Source organism: Paenibacillus sp. FSL H3-0333, assembly GCF_038002805.1.
Lineage (GTDB): Bacteria > Bacillota > Bacilli > Paenibacillales > Paenibacillaceae > Paenibacillus_AQ > Paenibacillus_AQ silagei.
Genome location: NZ_JBBODG010000001.1, coordinates 7388367 through 7411570, shown reverse-complemented (window position 1 = coordinate 7411570; position 23204 = coordinate 7388367). Strand labels below are relative to the sequence as shown.

At 55.4% G+C, this 23204-nt stretch carries 21 protein-coding genes; 15 read left to right on the top strand and 6 right to left on the bottom strand.

All coding sequences use genetic code 11. From position 1 onward, the window contains the following. Nucleotides 1–72: 72 nt before the first annotated feature. From MHH78_RS32345 to MHH78_RS32335, 3 genes are all read right to left on the bottom strand, one after another. Nucleotides 73–1632, bottom strand: coding sequence for an IS1182 family transposase (locus MHH78_RS32345; protein WP_341170108.1), 1560 nt, complete (start codon nucleotides 1630–1632; stop codon nucleotides 73–75). Nucleotides 1633–2276: 644 nt separating this feature from the next. Next, nucleotides 2277–3152, bottom strand: a complete 876-nt coding sequence (locus MHH78_RS32340; RefSeq protein WP_341170107.1) for a GNAT family N-acetyltransferase — start codon at nucleotides 3150–3152, stop codon at nucleotides 2277–2279. 106 nt (nucleotides 3153–3258) lie between these two features. After that, the gene (locus MHH78_RS32335) at nucleotides 3259–3843 is read right to left on the bottom strand and encodes a GNAT family N-acetyltransferase (RefSeq protein WP_341170106.1); all 585 of its coding nucleotides are present in this window, start codon (nucleotides 3841–3843) and stop codon (nucleotides 3259–3261) included. A 270-nt stretch (nucleotides 3844–4113) separates the two neighbouring features. Between MHH78_RS32335 and MHH78_RS32330 the strand changes: the two genes are divergently transcribed. From MHH78_RS32330 to MHH78_RS32300, 7 genes are all read left to right on the top strand, one after another. Then, on the top strand, nucleotides 4114–6039 hold the full coding sequence (locus MHH78_RS32330) for an asparagine synthase-related protein (protein ID WP_341170105.1): 1926 nt from the start codon (nucleotides 4114–4116) through the stop codon (nucleotides 6037–6039). Nucleotides 6040–6067: 28 nt separating this feature from the next. Next, nucleotides 6068–6193 (top strand): paeninodin family lasso peptide, encoded by a 126-nt coding sequence (locus tag MHH78_RS32325; protein WP_036694602.1) that lies wholly within the window; start codon nucleotides 6068–6070, stop codon nucleotides 6191–6193. Between the two features lie 178 nt (nucleotides 6194–6371). After that, nucleotides 6372–7310: an aldolase gene (locus MHH78_RS32320; protein WP_339312801.1), complete on the top strand. Its 939-nt coding sequence runs from the start codon at nucleotides 6372–6374 to the stop codon at nucleotides 7308–7310. Further along, the gene (locus tag MHH78_RS32315; protein WP_341141822.1) at nucleotides 7307–7612 is read left to right on the top strand and encodes a lasso peptide biosynthesis PqqD family chaperone; all 306 of its coding nucleotides are present in this window, start codon (nucleotides 7307–7309) and stop codon (nucleotides 7610–7612) included. The genes MHH78_RS32320 and MHH78_RS32315 overlap by 4 nt, the downstream gene beginning before the upstream one ends. Continuing rightward, entirely contained in the window at nucleotides 7609–8067 is a 459-nt protein-coding gene (locus MHH78_RS32310; protein WP_340944100.1) for a lasso peptide biosynthesis B2 protein, read from the top strand. The genes MHH78_RS32315 and MHH78_RS32310 overlap by 4 nt, the downstream gene beginning before the upstream one ends. A gap of 13 nt (nucleotides 8068–8080) precedes the next feature. Next, a complete protein-coding gene (locus MHH78_RS32305; protein WP_341170104.1) occupies nucleotides 8081–9877 on the top strand; it encodes an ABC transporter ATP-binding protein in 1797 nt (598 codons plus the stop codon). A gap of 57 nt (nucleotides 9878–9934) precedes the next feature. Next, nucleotides 9935–10156: a hypothetical protein gene (locus tag MHH78_RS32300; protein WP_341170103.1), complete on the top strand. Its 222-nt coding sequence runs from the start codon at nucleotides 9935–9937 to the stop codon at nucleotides 10154–10156. 58 nt (nucleotides 10157–10214) lie between these two features. On the opposite strand, the gene MHH78_RS32295 is transcribed toward MHH78_RS32300, so the two are convergent. Together MHH78_RS32295 and MHH78_RS32290 are read right to left on the bottom strand one after the other, a co-directional pair. Continuing rightward, nucleotides 10215–11411: a nucleotidyltransferase domain-containing protein gene (locus MHH78_RS32295; protein ID WP_341170102.1), complete on the bottom strand. Its 1197-nt coding sequence runs from the start codon at nucleotides 11409–11411 to the stop codon at nucleotides 10215–10217. 105 nt (nucleotides 11412–11516) lie between these two features. After that, nucleotides 11517–12254: a hypothetical protein gene (locus tag MHH78_RS32290; RefSeq protein WP_341170101.1), complete on the bottom strand. Its 738-nt coding sequence runs from the start codon at nucleotides 12252–12254 to the stop codon at nucleotides 11517–11519. Between the two features lie 115 nt (nucleotides 12255–12369). Here MHH78_RS32290 and MHH78_RS32285 point away from each other — a divergent pair, with 115 nt between their 5' ends. From MHH78_RS32285 to MHH78_RS32260, 6 genes are all read left to right on the top strand, one after another. Then, nucleotides 12370–13263, top strand: a complete 894-nt coding sequence (locus tag MHH78_RS32285) for a carbohydrate ABC transporter permease (protein ID WP_341170100.1) — start codon at nucleotides 12370–12372, stop codon at nucleotides 13261–13263. 85 nt (nucleotides 13264–13348) lie between these two features. Continuing rightward, nucleotides 13349–14161, top strand: a complete 813-nt coding sequence (locus MHH78_RS32280; protein ID WP_076081975.1) for a carbohydrate ABC transporter permease — start codon at nucleotides 13349–13351, stop codon at nucleotides 14159–14161. A 46-nt stretch (nucleotides 14162–14207) separates the two neighbouring features. Continuing rightward, a complete protein-coding gene (locus tag MHH78_RS32275; RefSeq protein WP_341170099.1) occupies nucleotides 14208–16544 on the top strand; it encodes an FAD-dependent oxidoreductase in 2337 nt (778 codons plus the stop codon). Between the two features lie 146 nt (nucleotides 16545–16690). After that, the gene (locus tag MHH78_RS32270; RefSeq protein WP_341170098.1) at nucleotides 16691–18493 is read left to right on the top strand and encodes a sensor histidine kinase; all 1803 of its coding nucleotides are present in this window, start codon (nucleotides 16691–16693) and stop codon (nucleotides 18491–18493) included. Then, a complete protein-coding gene (locus MHH78_RS32265; protein ID WP_341170097.1) occupies nucleotides 18486–19256 on the top strand; it encodes a response regulator transcription factor in 771 nt (256 codons plus the stop codon). The genes MHH78_RS32270 and MHH78_RS32265 overlap by 8 nt, the downstream gene beginning before the upstream one ends. Nucleotides 19257–19418: 162 nt before the next feature. Further along, the gene (locus MHH78_RS32260; RefSeq protein ID WP_341170096.1) at nucleotides 19419–20741 is read left to right on the top strand and encodes an ABC transporter substrate-binding protein; all 1323 of its coding nucleotides are present in this window, start codon (nucleotides 19419–19421) and stop codon (nucleotides 20739–20741) included. A gap of 73 nt (nucleotides 20742–20814) precedes the next feature. Here MHH78_RS32260 and MHH78_RS32255 read toward each other — a convergent pair whose 3' ends face one another. Beyond that, a complete protein-coding gene (locus MHH78_RS32255) occupies nucleotides 20815–21777 on the bottom strand; it encodes an NADP-dependent oxidoreductase (protein ID WP_341170095.1) in 963 nt (320 codons plus the stop codon). 201 nt (nucleotides 21778–21978) lie between these two features. On the opposite strand from MHH78_RS32255, the gene MHH78_RS32250 reads away from it, so the two are divergent. Beyond that, nucleotides 21979–22419, top strand: coding sequence for a HEAT repeat domain-containing protein (locus MHH78_RS32250; RefSeq protein ID WP_340978555.1), 441 nt, complete (start codon nucleotides 21979–21981; stop codon nucleotides 22417–22419). Nucleotides 22420–22520: 101 nt separating this feature from the next. Further along, the gene (locus MHH78_RS32245; RefSeq protein WP_341170094.1) at nucleotides 22521–23093 is read left to right on the top strand and encodes a hypothetical protein; all 573 of its coding nucleotides are present in this window, start codon (nucleotides 22521–22523) and stop codon (nucleotides 23091–23093) included. Nucleotides 23094–23204: the final 111 nt, after the last annotated feature.

Genomic DNA, 23204 nt, shown 5'->3' with positions numbered 1-23204 from the left:
ATACTCTACTGGTGGGGAAAAATCCCATGCCTTCTTAAAAGATTAATTTGTAAGAAAGGGAGCGATTCTCCGTTATTGGAGGATCGCTCCCTTGCGTTTCTGGTCATTCGCTGCTTGCTTCAGCAGGTTGTGAGCAAGCGAAAGCCAACCGACCTCTAGCGTCACTTTTTCCATGCCGCGAAGCAGAAAGCGCCGGAAGCCCCGGTTATTCTTTAATTGTCCAAATACACTTTCCGGCTCCGTCATTCGACGTACGGCCAATAGATAGCCTTCCTCGCTTTGGAGGATTTCTTTCGCCTGTTTCTGGTATCTAAGCCGCTCCAAACTGACTGCGATTTCCCGGTTTCCGCTTCCCTTCGTGCAGTTTTCTTTTAACGGACAACCTCCGCAGCTTTGACTTTGGTAATGACGCTTCTTAATTTCGTATCCACTCTCTGTGGTTTCCTTGCTCTCTCGTTGGAAATACAGCGGGTGTCCAGCTAAACACGTCCAGCGATCCTCGGATCCGTCGTAGGTCCAGTTCTCGATTTTTCCGACCTGGGCTTTCCAGGCTTTGCTCTTTTCTTTGTGGTAGGTGCTGTATTTCACGACGGCCTGTAGCTCGCTCTTTTCCAGATAGGCGTAGTTTTCTTCACTTCCATAGCCGGCATCTGCAATGACCGTCTTTGGAAGTTTCCCGAGGAATTGCTTTGTTTTTTCCAGATGTGGTTCTAAACAGCGGGTGTCACCCGGTCTTTGATGGAGACTGTAGGTTAAAATAAATTGGTTTTCGGTCCCGATCTGTAGATTGTAACCTGGCTTCAGTTGGCCATTTCGCATGTGATCTTCTTTCATCCGCATAAACGTTGCCTCGGGATCGGTCTTGCTGAAACTGTTCCGGTCCCCAAGCAGCTTTTGATATTGTTCGTACTTCTGCAGTCGAGGGAGCAAATCCTTACGCAACGACCGAACCGTCTTGTTTAGGGGCTTGTCTTTCGGTTTTTCGGCAAGCTGAGCTTCAAGCTTTTGCACGGCTTGTTCGAGTTTCTCACTGTCCATTTCCGAACCCGTGCTGAGTTCAGCCAGATCTTTGCCCTGATTCTCTTGTTCTTCCTGCTCTTCGGCTGCTTCAATGTCAGCGAATAGGGCCTGCACCTTATCTTGCAGTTTCGCTTTGTGTTTGCTGACCGCTTTGCTCCAGACAAAGGTGTAGCGATTGGCATTCGCCTCGATCTTAGTTCCGTCCACAAAATAATGCTCCAGAGACACGTATTTTTCGTTAGCCAGAAACTGAAGCACGGCGGTAAATACCGTTTCGAGGACATTTCTCATCCGCTGGGAACGGAAGCGATTCAGCGTGCGGAAGTCGGGTCGCTGCCGTCCGGCCAGCCACATGAAGGGAATGTTCTCCCGGACCGCTTTGGCGATTTGGCGAGACGAATAGATTCGCTGAGTGTAAGCGTAGATGATGACTTTGGTGAGCATTTTAGGATGGTAGCTGTCACGGCCGCCGCCGGGATAGGCCGCGTCAAAAATGGCGTTGTCCAGCCGATTGACGGCGGCATTCACGACGCGAACGAGGTGATTTCCCGGGATATCTTCTTCCAGATCCATTGGCAAGCAAAGTTGGTCCATGGTATATTGAATGTACAAAGAAACCTCTCCTTTGAAATGGTTGTGTGGTAACTCCATTTTAACAAAAGAGAGGTTTCTTTTTGTGATTTTAGAAAGATTTGAAGAAACTTTTCCCACTTAAACAGCGGAGAGGACGGAACGATTGTGTAAAAGCGGCAGCGGTCGCCTTGGTCTCCGGATTTTCACCGCTAAGGGGAATGAAAAAAATCTGGAGACCACAGCGATTGGAACAACGGTCCGTTCGCGCAGCGTCCACCCAAGTGCTCACGTTGATCCGACTACAAAATAAAGAGCTATCCCAAGCAGCCATTTCATGGCTTTTGGGACAGCCCCATGAATGCGGTAATGTATGGACTTCGTCCTTTCGCCGAAGGGAGCATTCAGTGATAGTTGTATTCTGTGCACTTAAAGTCAGTGGAAAGGAAAGAATTCCTCTCCTAACTGTATTCTGTACAACTAAATCTGCCTGAACGGGCGAGAATCGGGTACAGAGGGCATTTTAATTGTACAGAATGCAGCTAAACGGGTATTCGGCCGGACATCAGACGATTTAGTTGTACAGAATGCAATTAAGCATACCACTTAACCTCAATCGGGGACGGCAAACCTTCAGCAGGCGACTTAGTTAAAGCTGTTCTCACATATTGCATTCTGATGCTTCACTAGGCGATAGAAGTAGCCGGATGCTTGACGTTCGTAGGATACTGCTGTCCGCCTGGAGTCCGGACGAATAGGCCCTCTGAATGGTTGCTGGCTGACAACTCCAGGCCATCATCATCAGGAGTGAAGTGAAAGACAATCGTCTCCGTATCGCTGTCTGCAAGCTTCAGGGCGATTTCGCCGCAGGAGACAGGCTGTGTGCTGATCAGATCGAAGAGCTCAAGCTGCCCATTCTCCTGCTGGCAGATGGCGATGACTTTCTCGTCCTCCAGGAAATAGAGCTGGCCGCTGAATACGTTCAGGCAGTAGAACATCAGCAGTCCATGGGCGCCGCTGACGCCAAGACGCTTGGATGCCGGAATCCGCTGCGCTCCAAGGGTGGAGATCAGGCTCAGATCACGCGGGTCGGCAACATCCAGCTTGCGGATTGCCGCAGATCCGGCAGCGCCCCTGGGGCAGGCCATGGAGAAGAGCTGTTCTTCCACCGGGCGGAAGCCGAATTTGGGATAGAACTCCAAGACTGACTCATTGGCAAAAAGATACATGAGTTCGCACGCTTGTCCATACTCCTCCAGCACCTTGTCCATCAACCGGGCAGACAGGCCGCGTCCTCTATAGTCAGGATGAGTCATCACCGTCCCGATCTGCACAGCAGGGGACTTCACTCCATTAATAGTTAGCTCCAGCAGATTTACCGAGACATTCGCCACGATCCGGTTTCCCTCCGCGTAAGAATATGGAATATACTTATCCGTCCAGAAGCCCTCCTCATACCAGTGCTCCAGCTCCAGCTCGAACGTGTCTTTTGCCAGCTCGAAAAAGCTGTTCCGCAGCGGCTCATAATCTTTATAATTGCAGACAAATTGAAGACTATCCATAGTAGTGGCTCCTTCTGTATCGTGGGATCAAGTAATATACCCCTAATTGTATTGTAACTTCCCCTCCGGAAGACAGGCATAAGATAAGTAAAATTAACTATTCCCGTTAATATTCAACCCCGCGAACCTTTGAGTAGACCATTGTGTCTCTCAAGCTCCCCTGTACATCGGTCTTGTCATTGCGCAGAATACCTTCCAACGTAAAGCCTGTACGTTCGGCTACGCGTGCGCTCTGCGTATTGCGGGAATCGCAGCGGATCTCCAGCCGGTTAGCTTGTAGCTCCTGTATGGCGAAATCCGCAATGGCATTCACCGCTTCCGTGATGTAACCTTGACCGGCGAATGAGGTGTGTACCCAATATCCGATTTCAAATTTACGCACCTGCCAGTCGATCCGGTGCAGGCCGCTGCTCCCGATAAGCTGCCCTGTCTTCTTATGGAAGAGCAGCAGCCGGATATCGCTGCGTTCCAGGAACTGCAGCCGTGATTTCCGGATGGACACCTCCGATTCATCTACAGAAGGGATATGCTGGGCCCATGGCATCCAAGGGCTTAATTCAGCGGCACTTTGCCGAACGGCTTCGTTTACAGCAAGGCCGTCCCCCCAGCGTGCTGCACGGATTTGCAGGCGGCTGCTTTCGAAGCTCTCCGGTACGGGAATCAGGATGGGGTCTATTGAATAATTGTTCATAAAATCTAGCTCCTATAGAGAGTATTTGGTGAATCAGTTACTTTTAGTATAAGCCATTATATACCATAGGTCATATTTCAGGGTTTTAATACCATAGATTTTAACTAAAGTCAATACGCTAAAGGATACCTAAAAGTACTCTCTGGTACTATTCACATTTAATGGCAAGAACGTTATCTTAGGTAATAAGAAGTGTTCACTATTAAGAACCTGTTGTAATGAACCTAGTACTGAAACGGTAGCGAAATTATAGACAGCTGGAGGTAACCCATGAGTGCAATCGCCGGGATCTATTCTATGCAGCATGGGCCGCTGGACCCGGAGCTCGGCCCGCGCCTGATGCAGGAGCTGCAGCGTTATCCGGCGGATGATGCCCGGGGCTGGAGTGCGGATGGGCTGTTCCTCGGGTGCCACGCACAGTGGATTACCCCTCAGTCCCGGGGCGAGGTGCTTCCTTATTATGATCCGCAGCGGAGGCTGGCGATCGTAGCTGATGCCATTATTGATAACCGCAGCGAGCTCTTCGGACAACTTCAGGTTGTCCGGGAGGATCGGGAGTCGATGCCGGACAGCCTGCTGATTCTTCTGGCCTATGAGAAATGGGGGGATCAGGCTCCGGTGCATCTGGTCGGAGATTTTGCCTTCATGATCTGGGATGCCGGCAGGCAGACGCTGTTTGGAGCGAGGGATTTCTCGGGGAGCCGGACGCTGTACTTCCACCGCTCAGGCAGACAGTTCTCCTTCTGCACCGTGATTCATCCATTGCTTACGCTAATGGATGGAGAGCACGCGCTGCATGAAGGCTGGATCTCGGAATATCTGGCGGGCCAGGGCCGGATGGATGTCGCGGATATGTTCTCCACGGTCTATCAGGGTGTGGAGCAGCTGCCCCCGGCGCATTCGATGACAGTCAGCCCGCAGGGGATTACCTTCTCCAGGTATTACACCTTCCAGACTCCGTCTCCACTCCGGCTGCGCAGCAATGGCGAGTATGAGGAAGCGTTCCGTGAGGTGTTCGGACGGGCCGTCCGGGACCGGCTGCGTACCCACCTTGAAGCTGGTGCGAACTTAAGCGGCGGGCTGGATTCAGGGGCGGTGGTGAGCTTTGCGGCGGAGGAGCTTCGCCGTACCGGCAAGCCGCTCCACACCTTCAGCTCGTATCCTTTGGATCACTTTACAGGGTTCAAGCTGGGCCAGCGGGTGACCGATGAGCGTCCATATATTCAGGAGACCATCGACTATGTCGGGAACATTGAGCCTAGCTTTTACAACTTTCCTGACCGCAGCTCTTATGGCGAAATCGACGAATGGCTCGATATTATGGAGATGCCCTACAAATTCATAGAGAATTCCTATTGGCTGAGGGGCATATATGAACAAGCCGGACTGAAGAATGCCGGAGTGCTGCTCAGCGGGCAGCGGGGCAACTGGAGTATCTCCTGGGGACCGGCGCTGGATTATCAGGCGAAGCTGCTGCGTGAATTCCGCTGGTTCAGCTTTTACCGGGAGAACAAACTGTACAGCCATTCGATGGGAGTAAGCCGCAAAAGAATGCTGAAGATTGCCGGGCGCAAGGTATTCCCCGCCCTGGGCCAGCTGATGGCCGGGAAGCAGGAGGCTGCGCCGGAGCTGATCCATCCTGAGTTTGCCCGGCGGACAGGGGTGCAGGAGCGGCTGAAGGAGCTGGACCAGTCGCCTGCCTCCCAGACTGTGTACGATATCCGCAGAGAGCATTTCCGCCAGCCGCATGTCTGGAATGTGAATGGAACGGCGGCTACCAAGCTGTCGCTGAAGTACAGGGTATGGGACCGGGATGCGACGAATGACCTGCGTGTCATCAACTTCTGTATGTCGGTGCCTGAGGAGCAATACGTCCAGAACGGAATGGACCGCTCGCTCATCCGCCGGGCCATGGAAGGGCGGCTGCCGGATAAGGTCAGGCTTAACCAGACCCGGCGCGGCATCCAGGGGGCGGACGGCATTACGCGTATGCTGCCCGAGTGGCAGCGGTTTCAGCAGGAGCTGAGGGAGATGCTGCAAGACCCCCGTACTTCGTCTTATCTGAATCGTCCCGGGCTCGCCGGATGCTTGGACCGGCTGGGTAGTGAGCCCGAACCATTATTAATCTTTAACACGGATTTCCGCCTTCTTACACGAGGACTGGTGTTTTACCGCTTTTTGAAGCGGCTCTCCTGAAGGACGTTTCTTGAAAGGGGGTGACAAGATGAAAAAGGAATACAGCAAGCCTGCATTGGAAGTGTTGGATGTGAAAATGACTATGGCTGGCCCGGGGGTATCCATTGCCGATGCGTTCCAAGCCGATCCAGATGAAATCGTTAGTCACTCCTAGTCTTCCTGCATTACCGCTCAGCCCTAATCCCTCTTAGCTTGCTGGAGGGGGATCAGGGCTATCCCTTTATCCGAAGTAATGTTCCGAAACGGTACCGTCCTTTCAAAGGACAGCAATGCCGGTCCCACTTGTCATCCGCAAGACAACGGGTGAAATTGACTGAGATGGAGTGAGCAGTATGGCTGGCACAGTGCAATGCCCCGGTTATAAGGCTTTTGGCCTGCAAATCCTCAGTGAGTTCGCGCTACCAGAACTTCCCCGTACGGATCAGCCCGGAAGAATAGGCAGCCTGTCGGTAATTGAAGGCCGTCTGCTTGAGCGATGGGAAGCAATACCGAAGATTACGCCGAATCTGGGCATCGCGGAGCATGAAGTGATGTTCATGGTGAAGGGCACCGCTATTTTTTCCATACAGAACGGCAGTACGATTACAGTCTCTCCAGCAGCAGGCGCAGATCCGGATAGCATCCGCTTGTTCATTCTGGGCAGCTGTATGGGTGTAGTATTGATGCAAAAAGGCATACTGGCCCTGCACGGCAGCTCGCTTGTGCTGGATAATAAGGCTTATGCGCTGGTGGGGCGTTCAGGTGCGGGTAAATCCACGCTTGCCTCCTATCTGATGGATCAGGGACATCTCCTGGTCAGTGACGACGTTATTCCCGTGTTGGTGCATAATGGACATCCATTAGCTGTTCCAGGTTATCCCCAGCAGAAGCTGTGGCAGCAGAGCCTGGACTATTTGGGAATGAATTCGTCTGCGTACCGTCCGCTGTTTCAGCGGGAGACCAAGTTCGCCGTACCGGTGCATGACCGGTTCCAGAGTGAGCCGCTGCCGCTGGCCGGCATATTTGAACTGTCTGTGGTGCAGGACGGGCCGGTGGCCGTAGAGGCGATAAGCGGCTTGGACCGGCTTCATACCTTATACAATCATACCTATCAAAAAGCGCTGGTCGACCCGATGGGTGTCAGAGAATGGCACTTCGGGCTGCTGGCCTCGTTCGTGAACCGGCTGCCGATGTACCGGCTGACCCGCCCTGAGCAGGGCTTCAGTGCACCGCAGCAGACGGAAATGATTATGGAGACGATTATGCCCAAGGTGAAGGAGATGAATCTATGAATATAAATACTACAAAAGTGCTGTCGCCGGATTCGGTACTGGTTCAACGGGAAGGCAATATCGCAAGTGATATGGACGGCGAGAAGGTCATGCTGAATGTGAAGAACGGCAAATACTACAACCTCGGCGAAGTCGGCGGTGAGATCTGGGAAGCATTGGCTTCACCGGTATCGATTCGGCAGATTGCCGGGAAGATTCAGGAGATCTTTGAGGTACCGGCAGAGCTGGCGCAGCAGGATGTCATTGATTTTGTACAGAATCTGCTGAATGAGGATCTTGTCTCCACCGTTAGCGGACCATGATGACCCTCCGGCGGCTCCGTCTCCTGCTGGTGCATGACAAGGCGTTGCTTGCGCTGCTTCCCGAGACATTATGGCGGCTGATGCTGGTCCGAATCCAGCTGTTGTTCCCCTTTGCCCGGACAGCCCCGCAGCTTGGGGTGAAATCCCTGGAAACTCCCGCAGTATCCAAGCCTTCCGATATTCGCCGCATCCAGCAGATTACCAAGGCAATCCGGGTGATGAGCCGCTATACTCCCTGGAAAAGCACCTGTATGGTCCGGGCGGTAGCCGCCCTGAAGATGCTGGAGAAGCGGGGCATTGAGAGCACCCTCTATATGGGAGTCGCCCGCGATAAGCAGGGACAAATGATTGCCCACGCCTGGCTGCGCAGCGGAGCCCATTATGTCTCCGGGGATGATGCGATGCAAGGCTTCGTGGTGGTGGAGAAGTTCGCGAAGGTGTTACAAGCCGAGTAATCGAGGTGGGTCCATGCAAGCTATAATCTACTACGTCCGGCAGCTTCAACGGTTGTCGGGCGTGAAGCTGTATCTTAATCTGTTAGGCATGGTGATCAGCGGTCTGCTGGAGAGCTCCGCCATTCTGCTGCTGGTTCCCATGCTTGGCATGGCCGGCATTCAGCTGGGCGGCGCGGTGGCGGGCTATCATCTGCCTATGCTCGGATTCATCAGTGAACTGCCGCAGTCCACAGCGCTGCTACTGGTGCTGGGCAGTTATGTTCTGATTGTGCTCTGCCAGAATCTGATCGCAAGGTTCGTGGCGATCCGCAATGTCGAAATTCAGCAGACCTATGGCAGGCAGCTGCGGGTTGAGGTTTATAGCGCATTGCTGCGGGCGCAGTGGTCTTTTTTTCTGAAGAAGCGCACCTCCGATCTGATCAACATGATGACCACCGAGCTGGCCAGAGTCCTGGCGGGTATCAGCGGCTTCCTGCAGTTCCTGACTTCGCTGTTGTTCACCCTGGTGCAGATTGCCTTTGCCTTCTGGCTGTCCCCCAAGATGACACTGGCGGTTCTCGTCTGTGCGGCGCTGCTGTCCATCTTCTCCCGGCGGTTCATCCGTAAGGCGAAGAGGCTGGGCAGCCGCAGCACGGAGCTGGGCAAGACGTATCTAGGCGGCATCACCGATCAGTTGAACGGAATCAAGGATATCAAAAGCAATAATCTGGAGCAGTCCCGTCTCGAATGGCTGCATGCCTTCACCGGCGAGGTCAAGCAGGAGCAGCTGGACTATACGCGCCTGCGCTCTAACTCCCAGCTCCTGTATAAGCTGTCCTCCACACTGCTGATTGCTGTGTTTATCTTCGTGTCCTTCCGGTTCATGCAAGTGGAGGGGCCGAATCTGCTGCTGGTCATTCTCGTCTTCACCCGGCTGTGGCCGACCTTCTCGACGCTGCAGTCGCTGCTGGAGCAGCTGGCCTCAGTAGTGCCATCCTTCAAACAACTGCAATCGCTGCAGGAAGAATGTCTGGCCGCTGTCGAGCATGAAGCGGATCAAAGCGGAGAATGGGTGCTGCCTATGACGCTGGAGCACGGTCTGGAGGCCCGGAATGTCGATTTCCGTTATCATGCGGACGAGCCGCAATATTCGCTCCAGAACGTCAATGTGCGAATTCCCGCCCGGCAGATGACGGCGATTGTCGGACGTTCAGGCGCCGGCAAAAGCACGCTCGTTGATCTGCTCATGGGACTGATGCAGCCGGAGGACGGGGAGATCCTGGCAGACGGAGAGCCGATCACCGGGGAGCGGCTGCTGTCCTACCGGAGATCCATCGGGTATGTGGCACAGGACCCGTTCCTGTATAACGCAACCATTCGCGATAATCTAATGATGATCAAGCCGGATGCGGAGGAGGCGGAGCTGTGGGAGGCGCTGGAGTTTGCTTCCTCGGCGGACTTTGTCCGCAAGCTGCCGGACGGACTGGATACGCTGCTCGGCGACCGGGGCGTCCGCCTGTCGGGCGGGGAACGTCAACGCCTGGTGCTGGCGCGTGCCATTATCCGCAAGCCGTCGATCCTGGTGCTCGATGAAGCGACAAGTGCGCTCGACACCGAGAACGAGCAGCGGATTCAAGAGGCGCTGGAGCGCATTAAGGCTTCTGTGACCGTCATCGTCATTGCCCACCGCCTGTCCACGATCCGGGGAGCCGATCAGATTCTGGTCATCGACCAGGGCCGGGTCATCCAGCAGGGAGTCTACAGCGGTCTGGCTTCGGAGAAGGGCGGCATGTTCAGCAGGCTATTGAAGGGGCAGGAAGAGGCTGGATAAGGGTACACCTTAAACGCGAATGTAGGCGAAAAACCGAACACATTCGGTGCCGGGTGGGTGTGTGGTCCCAATGTAATCGAAAAACCGATTACATTGGGCGAGCGCAGAGGTTGTGACGCGAATGTAATCGAAAAACCGATTACATTGGGCGAGCGCAGAGGTTGTGGCGCGAATGTAATCGAAAAACCGATTACAATGGGCGAGCGCAGGGGTTGTGGCGCGAATGTAATCGAAAAACCGATTACATTGGCTGACCGCCACCAGGCTCCGAAACCGTAAAAAGGCAAGTGCTGCTAATCTAACGCAGCACTTGCCTTTTTGGTATGGCTGTCCCTGCCTACATCTCCTTCTCCGCACCCGTCACCTTCCGCCAGCTCCACAGCAAAGGCCGCAGCGGGAAATACAAGAAATGCAGCGGCTTCGGCAGCGGCAGGGTCTTGGCATCCGCTGCATAGGGATAGAGGAAGCTGGCGGAGCGGAGCATCCGGCTTCGGGTGGATAGAATGCTTGGAAGGTACCGGTTGAAATGCTGCTCCACCTCCGGCTCGAGCGGAGGGGTATTCAAATTCACGATGCGCGGGAGATAGAACAGAATGTCCTGTGCCAGCCTGCGGGCCTTGGGGTTGTCCAGCAGCGGGGACAGCGCCGGGTCAACCGGCGTCTCCAGCAGCTCTCTGGCCAGGATCAGCGTCTGTCCTCCTATGGCGTTGTGATCATAGTGTTGTAATAAGCGGACTAGCTTAGCGGAATCGGGCGGCTGCTGTCCCATTAGCAGCATCTTGATGTCCTGCAGCCATCTCAGCCGGGACCAGGCATGTCTGGCACCGTGTACAGCCAGGAACATGAACAGATCCTCCGGCCCCAGATAGCGGACATTCTGGCCGAAGGTGCTGCTGGTCCGCGAATGACGCCAGAGCTCGTCGAACGCAGGCTCTTTGGCGGGCCCCGGTCCTAACCGCCAGTGCAGCTCAAGGTTGACGTTGCTAACAGGATGCACGAACGTCGAATGATGCTCCCGCCATTTCCAGTCGCCAAGCAGGCTCTCGAACTTGTCTTCCTTCTCATAGCCCAGCCGGATCAGCAAGGTTTCGGCATCCTCCAGCTGTTCCATCGGCACCAGGAAGTCGAGATCCCGGGAGGTGCGCTGCGACAGGTCTCCGTACAGCTCCTGCCCAAGCACCGGCCCTTTGAGGAACAGACTGCGGATATTCAGCTCGGCCAGCTGACCTGCGATATTGCTCATTTCGCCGCTAAGCTGGAGCATCTGTACCGTATTCCTGCGGAATTGCCATTTCAGCTGCTCCAGAACGTCAGAAGGGACCACCTTCTCCTCCATCTTGCTCAGCCTGGAATAGAGGTAGGGATACACCCTGTGCTGACGGTTCAGCTCCACGAATAAGTCCCAGTTCACCTCTGTGAACAACTGCGGATGCTTCCGCGCCGTCTCATCTGGACTTCCGGAATTCAGTAGTGCAAGAATAAGGTGTACTTCCTTGGTTAAGCTTGCCTGATCAAGAATCTTCCGGTCAGTCATAGGGACGCTCCTTACCTGATTTGTGAACGGATTACTAGAATATTAGTGAGCGTACCACCGTTTACAGAAGATTGTCAATTTAATGGCCCGTTCGCCTGCCTGACTTCAATAAGTCCCGGCGCTCAGCTTCAGAATCGTGCCGGTGAAGGCCAGAATCACATCCGCATCACTGCCCAGTCCGAAGTAGAAGTCGCCGCCGGATTCCTCGAAGGAACGGGCGAACGCATCCCGGATGAAGCGGAAGACCTCACTCCAGTCCCCTCCGCCGGAGGTGAAGGCCGAGGTGCTTTTGCGGTAGACATAATTCGTATATTGGCCGGAGGCCTCCTTGGCATAGCCAAGCACGTATACCGTCTCCCCGCGGTCGAGAATATCGATAGGCATTACTGAAGAATTCGGCAGCAGCTCCTTGCGCGTGTTCTGGAAGCCCGCTCCGGCGGAGAACAGGCCCTGCGGAATGGATTGATGGTCAGTGGCGGAGGAAGCATAGAGCGTGTCACCTAAGCCGAACAGAGTATAAGCCCGCATAATGCCGTATTGGGAGACTGTGCCGAACCGGGTCCAGCTATTTCCCCTGTCAGCGGATACATAGATCAGCGGGCCACCGCTGGCGCCGAGTGCAGCATACAGCTTGCCTTGATAGCAGGCCATATCATAGACATGGATACCCCCGGGAATATTCATATATTGGTCCCAATGGTTGCGGGCATAAGCCGCTTTCTTGAACGGGCTGCCCAGCACCGCTATGGAGGAGTTGAATGAATCTCCTATAATTTGGAATGAGGCGTGGTAAACATGCAGTGCATCCGCTGGGAGGTAAGGCCCAGGGCCGGATGGAAGCATAGTACCCCCAGTTCAATTCCAAAATCCGTACCCCTACGCCACAATAGCGTTCATTCTGCAAGCCATCTCCCTTTGCTAGACTTACATTATGAACATATTGCGAAGGAGGGATCGCTTGAAGAAGCTAAGAAGAACCGGCATTCATGACCATCATCCGGCCGGTTATTGGTTTATCGCCCCCAGCATGATGGGGATTACGCTGTTCTATCTGGTGCCTGCCCTGATGTCGCTGGTCATGATGTTTACAGATTACTCCTTCATGAACAAGGGGGACATCCAGTTCGTCGGGCTGGACAATTTCAGACGGCTGGCCGGAGATGCCTCATTCCACAACTCCGTCCTGAAGACATTCATCTTTCTGCTGACGGTTCCGGTATCGCTGATTGTGGCTTTTCCCATCGCCTACATTCTGAACAGAAGCGTCTACTGGGCCAAACTGCTGCGCACGCTGTACTTCCTGCCCTATATTATGAACGGTGTCGCCATCGCCTTCGTCTGGATGCTGCTTTTCCATCCCAGCCTCGGCCCCATTAACGGAGCACTCCGGCTGGTTGGCATCGCTGATCCTCCGGGCTGGCTGTCCGAGAGCGGTACGGCAATCTATGCGTTATGCATCATTCAGATCTGGATTATGGTCGGGTACAACATGATTATTTATCTCTCCAGTCTTCAGGAGGTGCCGAAGGAGCTGCTGGAGGCGGCGACCATCGACGGGGCCCGGCTGTGGCATTCCATCCGTTATATCACCGTGCCGCTCGTATCGCCAACCACCTTCCTGCTGCTGATTACAGGGTTCATCTCGGCCATTAAGACGTTCGGCATCATTCAGGCCACCACCGCCGGAGGACCGGGAGAAGGCAGCAATGTACTGTCGCTCTACATTTACAAGACAGCCTTCCGCTACTATGAGATGGGTTACGCTTCTGCTGTATCCTGGATGCTCTTCGCCATTGTCATGCTGATCATGCTTGTCAATTGGGCAGGCCAGCGCCGCTGGGTGCATTACTAAAAGAAAGCAAGGAGAGCCGCTAATGGAAACGACAATAACACCTGCTGTCCGGGCGGGGCGGCAGACGGCAAGGCGTGCCTCGCGAATGTGGAAGTGGCTGCTTACGCTGGTCATGACTACTATGGGCCTGCTGCTGCTGCTGCCCTTCTTCTGGATGATCTCCACCTCATTCAAAACACCACTTGAGGTGTTCGAGTTCCCGATTCAGTGGATACCGCTGCACCCGGTCCTGAAGCACCATGTGAATGTGTGGACAGGAACGGGGAACTTCGCGCTGCTCTATATGAATTCACTGAAAATCTCCATCCTTTCGACCCTGGGTGCGGTAACGTTTGCCGCTCTGGCCGCCTACGGATTCTCGCGGATTCAATTCCGCGGGCGGGAGCCGCTGTTCCTGATCTATTTATCCATGATGATGATCCCGCCGCAGATTCTGTTCGTGCCGAGGTTCGTGCTGTTCAATTGGATGGGTATTTACAACACCCACTGGGCGCTGATTCTGCCCGGGGCATTCACCATCTTCGGTGTGTTCCTGCTGCGCCAGTTCTTCATTACCGTGCCCCAGGAGATCAGTGAAGCTGCTTTCATCGACGGCGCCGGGCATTTCCGCATTTTCACCCGGGTCATTCTGCCGCTGGCGAAGGCCCCGCTGGCAACACTGACGATTCTCGACTTCTCCTGGCACTGGAATGACTATGAGAACGCCTTGATCTTCCTGGTAGACAAGAATCTGTATACGGTGCCCCTGGGCCTGCAGAATTTCGTACTGGAGAATTCGGTCGATTACAACGGCATGATGGCTGCAGCTACAGCCGCCATGATTCCGATGATTGTGGTCTTCCTGGCCGGACAGAAGTTCATTATTCAAGGCATCGCCAGCGGGGCGGTCAAGGGTTAATACATGACAATATAATAAAGACAATGAAGCCTCAGGAGGTACTATCATGAACGTTCAGATTACAGAGAATTATGACATCGTAGTGGTGGGTGGCGGACTAGCCGGCTTCTCTGCGGCTGTCGCTGCCGCACGCGAGGGCGCACAGGTATGCCTTGTGCAGGACCGTCCGGTGTTCGGGGGCAATTCCTCCTCGGAGATCCGTGTATCGCCGCATGGAGCGGCGTGCTTCCATGCTTATGCCCGGGAGACCGGCATTATCTCGGAGCTGCTGATTGAGGAGCGGGCCGTCAACCATGAATGGATAACCGAGAACGGCTGGACCAACAGTGTATGGGATATGACGATGTATGACATGGCCGTTAGAACCCCCGGTCTCACCTTCCACTTGAATACGGCGCTGCTTGACATCACGATGGAGCATGAGCGCAAGATTCATTCGGTGCGGTGCCGGACCGCAGGCGCGGAGACTGATCTGCTGATTGAAGCGAAGCAGTTCATCGATTGCACCGGGGACGGCATACTCGCTGACCTGGCCGGCTGTGAATGGCGGATGGGCAGCGAGGGCAAGGATGAATTCGGCGAGCCGCACGCCCCGGAGCAGGCCAATCAGGAAGTGATGGGCAATTCGATTCATTTCAAGGCAAAGGATATGGGGCGGCCCGTTCCGTTTGTGCTGCCGGACTGGGCCATCCGCTATGAGGATGCCAGCTTCTTCTATGATCAGGGCCGCAAGCCCTACGATATCCGCAGCGGATACTGGTGGCTGGAGATCGGCGTGCCCTGGCACACCATCCATGATGCGGAACGCATCCGCCATGAGCTGACCCGCCATACGCTGGGGGTATGGGACTGGATCAAGAACCGTGATCCCAACACCCGGGAGCTGGCCGCGAACTATGCGCTGGACTGGATCGGCCAGGTGCCGGGCAAACGGGAGAGCCGGCGCATCATGGGCAAATATCTGATGACCGAGCATGATCCGGCAGGGCGCACCGTCTTCGAAGACGAGATTGCCTTCGGTGGCTGGTTCCTCGACCTGCATACGCCCGGCGGTCTGCTGGCACCGACCAGTGAGCCCAGCAGCGCAGAGCATTACGACCAGACCACCGATTATGCGGTCAAAAGTTATTGCGGTCCTTACGGTATCCCGCTGCGTATTTGTATGTCCAAGGATGTAGACAACCTGATGATGGCAGGCCGCAACGTAAGCGTAACCCATGCTGCTCTCGGCACGGTGCGTGTCATGGGCACAACCGCGCTGATGGGGCAGGCGGCAGGGGTCGCGGCGGCGATTGCGGCAGCGGAGCAGCTTAGCGCCGATGAGCTGCTGGCGACCCGTGTTCCTCATATTCAGCAACAGCTCCTCCGGGACGGCTGCTTCCTGCCGAATGTGGTCAATGAAGATCCGCTGGATCTGGCCCGGCGGGCTGCGGTTAGCGCAAGCAGTGAAGCGCTGCTCTACGGCGTAGGCCCGTCCACCTCGGGAACGGCGGAGCATCTGGTGGATTGGACCGAGTCGAAGCCGCAAGCGCAGGTGGCGCCAGAGCAGCCATATGACCGGGACCGGCTGAACCGGCGGACCGGGCAGTGGATCGCGGTGGGCGACCGTCCGGTCCGGCAGCTGGAGGTCTGTCTCAGCAACCTGTCCGGTGCCGCGCAGCAGGTTCAAGGAGTTCTGTATGCGGTGGAGAGCATCTGGGATTACCGCACAGAACCGGGAGAGCCGGCGGCAAGGCTGGAGTTCATGGTGCCTGAGGGCGAAGAGCTATGGGTCACTGTGCCGCTTGAACTGGAGCCGGGCCGCGACTTCCCGGCGTTCTCCTACCTGCGGCTCGATCTGCTGGCGCACAGCGGGGTAGCCTGGATCAAGGCCGGAACGGTCCTTCCGGGCCATGCTTCGGCCTACGAGATCGGCGGCGGCAAGATGCGCAGCTTTAAGGAGAACCGCAGCTTCCGGCTGGACCCGCCGCAGAATTGCTATGCTGCGCACCAGGTGACCAGCGGGGCTACCCGCCCTTACCGCGCAGCTAATCTATGGCGCTCCAATCCGCAGGAGCCGCTGGAGCAGTGGCTGGAGCTGAGCTGGGAGCAGCCGCAGGAACTGCACACGGTGGTGCTCAGCTTCCCGGGGCATCTGTTTCACGAATATCATAACTACCCGCCGCTGTACCGTGATCCGCAGTGCGTGAGAGACTACAGCATCCATCTCTGGCAGGACGGCCGCTGGACCGAGGCTGCCAGAGTCAAGGACAACTACCAGCGCCGGAATACCGTTACGTTAACACCGGCATCCGGCAGCTTCACGGCGGACCGGCTGCGGGTAGTGATTCACGGGACGAACGGCGATGCATCAGCAGCCATATATGAGATTCGCTGTTACTAACCGAATTAGACAGACCGCCATGCGGTCTGTCTAATTCGGCTGTCTGCGGAGAGAGATACTTTTTTATCTGTCCAAATTATTGAATAATGAATCCTCTGCTATACTGGGCAGGAACATGCCGCAAGGCCGAAGGGGGAAGAAGGATAATGAAGAGATTAAGATGGCCCGGGGGCCTGAACTACCGCATTTTCACGGCATATCTGCTACTGGTCATTATCCCGTTCTCCCTGCTGTGCCTGATTGGCTTCCAGCAGATTGAGCAGATCCTGAAGCAGCAGCAGGTCGAACAGAACAAGCGGGAGATGGGCAGCTTCCGGGAGGATCTGCTGGATCTGACCGGACTGATGACCCGGTCACTCATTCTGATTAATCAGAATCCTTCCCTGGAGCAGTATCTGAGCTCGGACTCGCCTCATTCTCCCTTCACGGCCATGCGCGAAATCAACCGCAATCTGGACTCGCTGGCGAACTCGTTCTTCCTGTCCACGCCGTCCGTCTTCCTGACCGTCACGGACCGGGCCGGACATGCTTATTACAATTACACTTCGCGTAAGCCCATAGACGGGGAGCAGGTCTACAACGAGATAGCCGCCGGACTTCAGGAGCAGCGCCGGCCGGCCTCTTACTATTGGGAGGTTGCAGACAGCTATGTCTCCAAGGAGATTGCCTCTGGCAGCAAACTGCTGACGATTGATTCCCTGCTGCTGGATGCCGGCTCTGAGCCATACGGCGCAGTAAGAATCAGCATGGACCACAGGCAATGGCTGAAGCAGTGGACGGGCGCGGCTGATCCTCAGGCGGCCTATCTCGTTCTCGGCAACGGGGGAGAGATGATCTACCGCAGCAAGGAGGATGCCCAGATCCCGGATGAGCTGACCCGCCGTTTCCAGGAGGAATTCCGCCTCCACCCGGATAAGCTGGCCGATCTGACAAGTGAACGTGAGCAAGCCCTGTACCTGGCCAGCTATATGCCTTCCCTGGAGTGGACCCTGATTAAGAAAATCTCGCTGGAGCAGGTCTTTGCCGGCACCAATGCCATCAAACGCACGGCGCTCGTCTCCCTCGTAGTGCTCACGCTGGTGTTCATTGCCGCTACGCTGCTGATCTCCTCCAATGTAACCAAGCCGCTGCATAAGCTGCGCGATCAGATGAGGCGGGCCGCTGACCAGGAGCTGAGGGTGACGATCCCCACCAGCGGCTACCGGGGGGAGATTCTTCAATTGCTGACCAGCTTCAACCGGATGATAGCCGATATCGGGACACTGATCTACCGGCTCAAAGTAGAGGAACGCCAGAAGGAATCCGTCCGGTTCCAGATTCTCGTCTCCCAGATGGACCCGCATTTTCTGCTGAATACGCTGAACATGATCAAGAGCCAGGCGCTTAAGAATAAAGACAACACCACCTTCGACATCTGTGTCTCGCTCGGTCTGCTGCTGGAGACCAGTCTCAATACCGAGCTGGATCTCATCCCGCTGGGGCAGGAGCTGGGCTTCATGGAGGCTTATATGCACATTCAGAATATCCGCTTCGGCAACCGCTATCACCTGGATGTGGAATACGATCCTTCGCTGTACTATGCCCTGGTTCCCAAGTTTACGTTGCAGCCGCTGGTCGAGAATGCCATTATTCATGGCTTCGCTGACACCGTGTCCGGCGGGCAGATCACCGTGAACATTCAGGCCAGCGGGAAGGAGCTCATCATGCTCGTGATGGATAACGGCGCAGGTCCTGAAGTCGCCCGGCAGGCTGCTGCCATGGCTGCGGTCCGGCGCAGCCGCAAAGGAATCGGCCTAAGCAATATCCGGGAGCGGCTGGAGCTGCTGTACCGGGGGCAGGCCTCCTTAACCCTCACCCGCAGCGGGGAAGAAGGCCGGACGATAGTCGAGATCCGCACCCCGCTGCTTGTATCCGAACCTTACGCCAAAGGAGAATCAGACGATGTATAGTGTCTACCTGGTAGAAGATGAAGTGTTTGCCCGGGATATGGTGAAGCATCTCATTGCCTGGGAGAAATACGGCTTTGTCATAGAAGGCGAGTATGCGAACGGGGCTGAGGCTATGGAAGCTATGGAGCAGCGCCCTCCCGACATCGTGATTACCGATATTGTCATGCCTGTTCTGGACGGGATTGAGCTGCTGCGCCGCAGCCGGGAAGCCGGCTGGGAATGCCCGTTCATCATGCTGACCTGCATGTCGGAGTTCGATTATGCCCAGCAGGCGCTTGAGCTTGGCGCTATAGGCTATGTGCTGAAGCTCTCTCTGCGGCCGGAGCGGCTGATTGCCCTGCTGGAGCGGGCGCGGGCGGGTCTGGAGCAGCGGGACAAATGGCGGAAGCTCAGTACCCTTGGGGACACCGCGCTGCTTGCAGCGGCCGGAACAGCCGGGGGGAAGACGGGGCATCCGCAGGTTGACCGCATTATAGACTATATCTCCGAGCATTATGCACAGGAGCACACGCTTGGCGAGCTGGCGCGTCTGGTTAATATGGAGCAGACCTACGTCAGCAACCTGTTCAAGAAGAAGACCGGGCTCACCCTCACCAATTTCACGCAAAAGGTCAGAATCGAAGCGGCCGTGCATCAGCTGCTCCACACCAGGCTGCCGGTCTCGGCGATCTCCTGTGCGTGCGGCTTCTCGAACGATAACTATTTCAACAAGGTGTTCAAGCGGTGGACGGGCAAAACTCCGAGCGACTTCCGCCGCTCCTGAAGCGGAGCCTCTAGCCGGGCGTACGCTATATCCCAAATCTGTATCATTAGATCACAATAGCGTTCATGGGGCAGCGGGGCGCGGGCTGATATCATTATAGGCAAGCGGAGGATGCTGCACAGCAGCGGACTTGCGGACAGTAGCCAAGGGGGTTGACGATAGATGAAGAAACCAAGATACGGATGGCTTGCAGGACTTACAGCCCTGCTAATCATTGCAAGCGGTTGCAGCAGCAAGGAAGGGGCTGACCAGTCGCCTGGAGCGGCTGAAGGTAGGAATTCCGCCGGGCAGAACAACAAGACCATTACGCTGAAATTCTGGGGCGGGGTTCCTGAGGAAGCAGGGCCGCTGGACATGGTGAAAGCCTGGAATGAGGCGAATCCCGGAGTGCAGGTAGAATATGTCCGTTACGTCAATGATGACAGCGGCAATCTGAAGCTGGATACGGCGCTTGTGGCTGGAGAGAATATTGATCTGTATACCAATTACGCCAAGTTCCAGCTGGAGAAAAGAGTGCAGTCCGGCGGCGCGCAGAACCTCAGCGAGCTGGGCGGGTATGATATTGAAGCTGCTATGGGCGAGCAGGCCAAAGCGTGGCAGTTCGACGGCAGCTACTACGGCCTTCCGACCGTCTCCTCGAAGTCTTTTATCTGGCTGAACAAGAACAAGCTGGATGCTGCCGGGCTGAAGCTGCCGGATAACAACTGGACCCAGTCGGACCTGGCGGAATATGCCAAAGTGCTCAGCAAGGATTCAACTTACGGCTACGTTCAGGGAACCAACATGTTCCCCTTCGGCATGGACGGGGAGCTGCAGAATGAATTCGTCAAGGACGGCAAGTCTAACCTGGACAGCCCGGTGACGCGCGGCTCGGTGGAGAGCTGGTACAAGATGATGCACGATGATAAAAGTATGCCCGCCTACGGCGAGCAGATTGCCACCAAGCTTCAGGTCGATGCCTCGTTCCTCAAAGGGGAAGCGGCCATGCTGGGCTCCGGTAACTTTATTTTCCGCAATGCGAACAATCTGACCGATTACCCGCGTGAGTTCAAAATTGCCTTTGCCACCATTCCACGCCCGGATGGAGCGAGGGAAGACTTCCGCCTGGAAGGCGGGCTGAGCGATGTCATTGCCATCAACCCTGGCTCGGCTTACAAAGAGGAGGCGTGGAAGTTCCTGCAGTGGTATGCGGATGAAGGCGTAACCTATCTGACCAAGGGAGGCCGCATTCCCGCCTCGGCGAAGATTGATAACTCCCAGACGCAGGCCAAACTCGTTGCAGGCTTCGAACAACTGTACGATCTGGAGTCTATGGAGCGGGTGTTGTTCGGCGGCGAGGATACCTACATCAATACGGTGCCGATTCAACTGAACGACCTGCGTATGGAGGAGCTGGAGCATTATTTCCTGAAGGATAAGACACTGGATGAGACCTTCCAGAGCATCGGCAAGCGCCACAACGAATTAATCGCCAGAGGGAAATAACCACAGAGTTATTATCAAAATACCCGTACCGTCAGGAGAACCGCAACTCCTGGCTGTACGGGTATTTCGCTTACTATAATCCCGGTTCCTGTTGCCCGATCGTGATGGCAATAATGCCTGGAGCTTTCCCGCTCGCCTGAAGCTCACAGGCGCTCTGCAGCCCTTCCACGCTAAGCGTGAAGACCGGGCCGGCCGGTGCCTTCAGCCTCCGTGCGGCAATCAGCCGGGCCAGCTCGGACAGCTGGAAGGCATCAGCAGCGGGAATAATACACCCTGCCTGGACTCCCTGCTGTGCAGCCTGGGCGGGATCGGGCGGTCCGGCCGTGGAGAACAGCCTTCCGCCGGAAGTCAGCACCGCGAAGCTGCTGTCCAGCACGCGGCCCCCTGCCGTATCGATGACCACATCGATACTCTGCCCCAGGATGGCTGCGAAGTCCTGTCCGCTGCTGTTAATGGCCTGGTCTGCTCCCAGGCCCCAGACGGCGTCCAGATCTGCATCGTTGCTGATCGTTGTAATCACGGTTGCCCCCCGCAGCTTGGCGAGTTGCACCGCGAAGCTGCCGATGGCTCCCGCGCCGTCATGCACCAGCACGCGGTCCCGGCTGGAGACCTTAGCGGCACCCAGCGCCTGCCAGGCGGCAAGCCCGGCAGCGGGTAACCCCCCGGCAGCTGCAAAGGATAACCCCGGAGGCTTAAGTGCAAGCTCATCCTCCTTGGCCAAAGTATATTCTGCGTAACCTCCGCTCCCGGCAGCGGGCTTCAGACCGAATACCTCGTCGCCAGCCTTGAAGCGGCTTACCCCTGCGCCAGTGTCCGCAATGATTCCGGCTACAACAACACCTGGAACGAACGGACAGGCAGCAGGGCGTTCCCCTCCGGCAATCCGTGCTTCTTCCAGTATCCTGCAATCTGCCGGATGAACCGAGGTCGCATACATCTCAATCAGCACCTCATGTTCACCCGGAACAGGCAGGGGAAGCTCTATCTCCGTTAGTTCCCCGTGTGCTCCGGGCATATGTATAGCCATGGCTTTCATCTATAGTGGGCCTCCTTTATCTACTGGCGGATGATTTGGTACATACTATACTCATACGGCTACGGTTAGTCAAAATCCGTCCTCCAAGGCTTTTTCCATGAATGTTTGGACAAAAGATTGAAATCAAGCAGCGCAGTACGGTAGAATTGCACTAGGTAACGTTCTATATATCAGATTTAACCAAGAAGGGGATTGTAACGCTTGAATAATGAAGAAGTAATCCAAGAGCTGCCAGAGAACTATGACGAACTGAAGAGAGCCGCCGGACGTTCCGCAGACTGGAGAGCGCGTCTTGAAGCGGTAGAAGAGCTGGGCCGCTACAACCACAAACAAATTATCGATATCCTTAATCGCCTGATGATCAGCGATCCTGTATATACCGTGCAAGAAGCCGCATATAACAAGCTGGTGGCTTTTGGCGAAGAGGTCAAGGTTCCATCGAAGAACAAAGCTGAACTGTTCAAAGGGGTATCCAAGATTATTCTGCGGATTAAGAAAAGTCTGCCTAAGGACCATTCTTACGAAGAGTTCAAAGAAAAGCTGAAGAAGATGCGGGTTGATGTCTACGATGCCTATGAAGGCGAGAAGGGCGCGGATTTCGATCAGTGGCTGGAGAAGATGTGGGCTTCGGCTGCCAAGTAACCAGTCTCAAATAACATAGCAAATTAGCATGGCAGCACCAAGCGGAGAGATAGGGGCGTTCCTTATCGCTCCGCTATATTTTTGTGAGAAAGGATGATTACATGCTTACCGGTACATTTCAGGAATTCCTTAAGCTGTCCACGCAGCTGCGTCCCGGGTACACCGCCAGTCTGGGGAAGGCTCCGGCAGGGGGCAGTGATGCGATATTAGAGTTTACACCCGAAGTACCTGCGCTTCTGCGTGCGGTCTATGATACAGTTCTTGGAACAGGCGGCGCCGAGGAAGATCCCAGTCTGCTGGAGTTCATTCCGGGCTACCGGCTGATTCATATCGGGGAATACGGCCATGAAGTGAAGCTGCTGTCAGGGATTCTGCAGGAGAAGGGATATACCGGCGGTGGAACCGTGTTGCCGCTGCTGACGAACTATGGAAGTGATTATATCTGCTACTACCGCTCTGAAGAAGGGGTGGAGCGGATCTGCGATCTGCTGCACGACTACGGCGATCTGGTGGTGATGTATGATTCACCGGAGAAGTTCCTGGAGACGCTGTGCGAATTCTATAAGCAGGAGGTCTATTTCCTGGATGAGGAAGGCTACCTGGACTGCGATCTGGTAAAGGAAGGCGAAGTAGGCACAGCGCTCAACCCGGATGCGGAGTATTGGTCCGAGTAAAGTACGCACTGCACGCTTAGGTGTCCAAAAACACAAAAATCCCCGTCCTGCATCACTGTAGGAACGGGGATTTTAAGGTTCTAAGCTGGTGGGGAGAGCTACCTGCTTGCA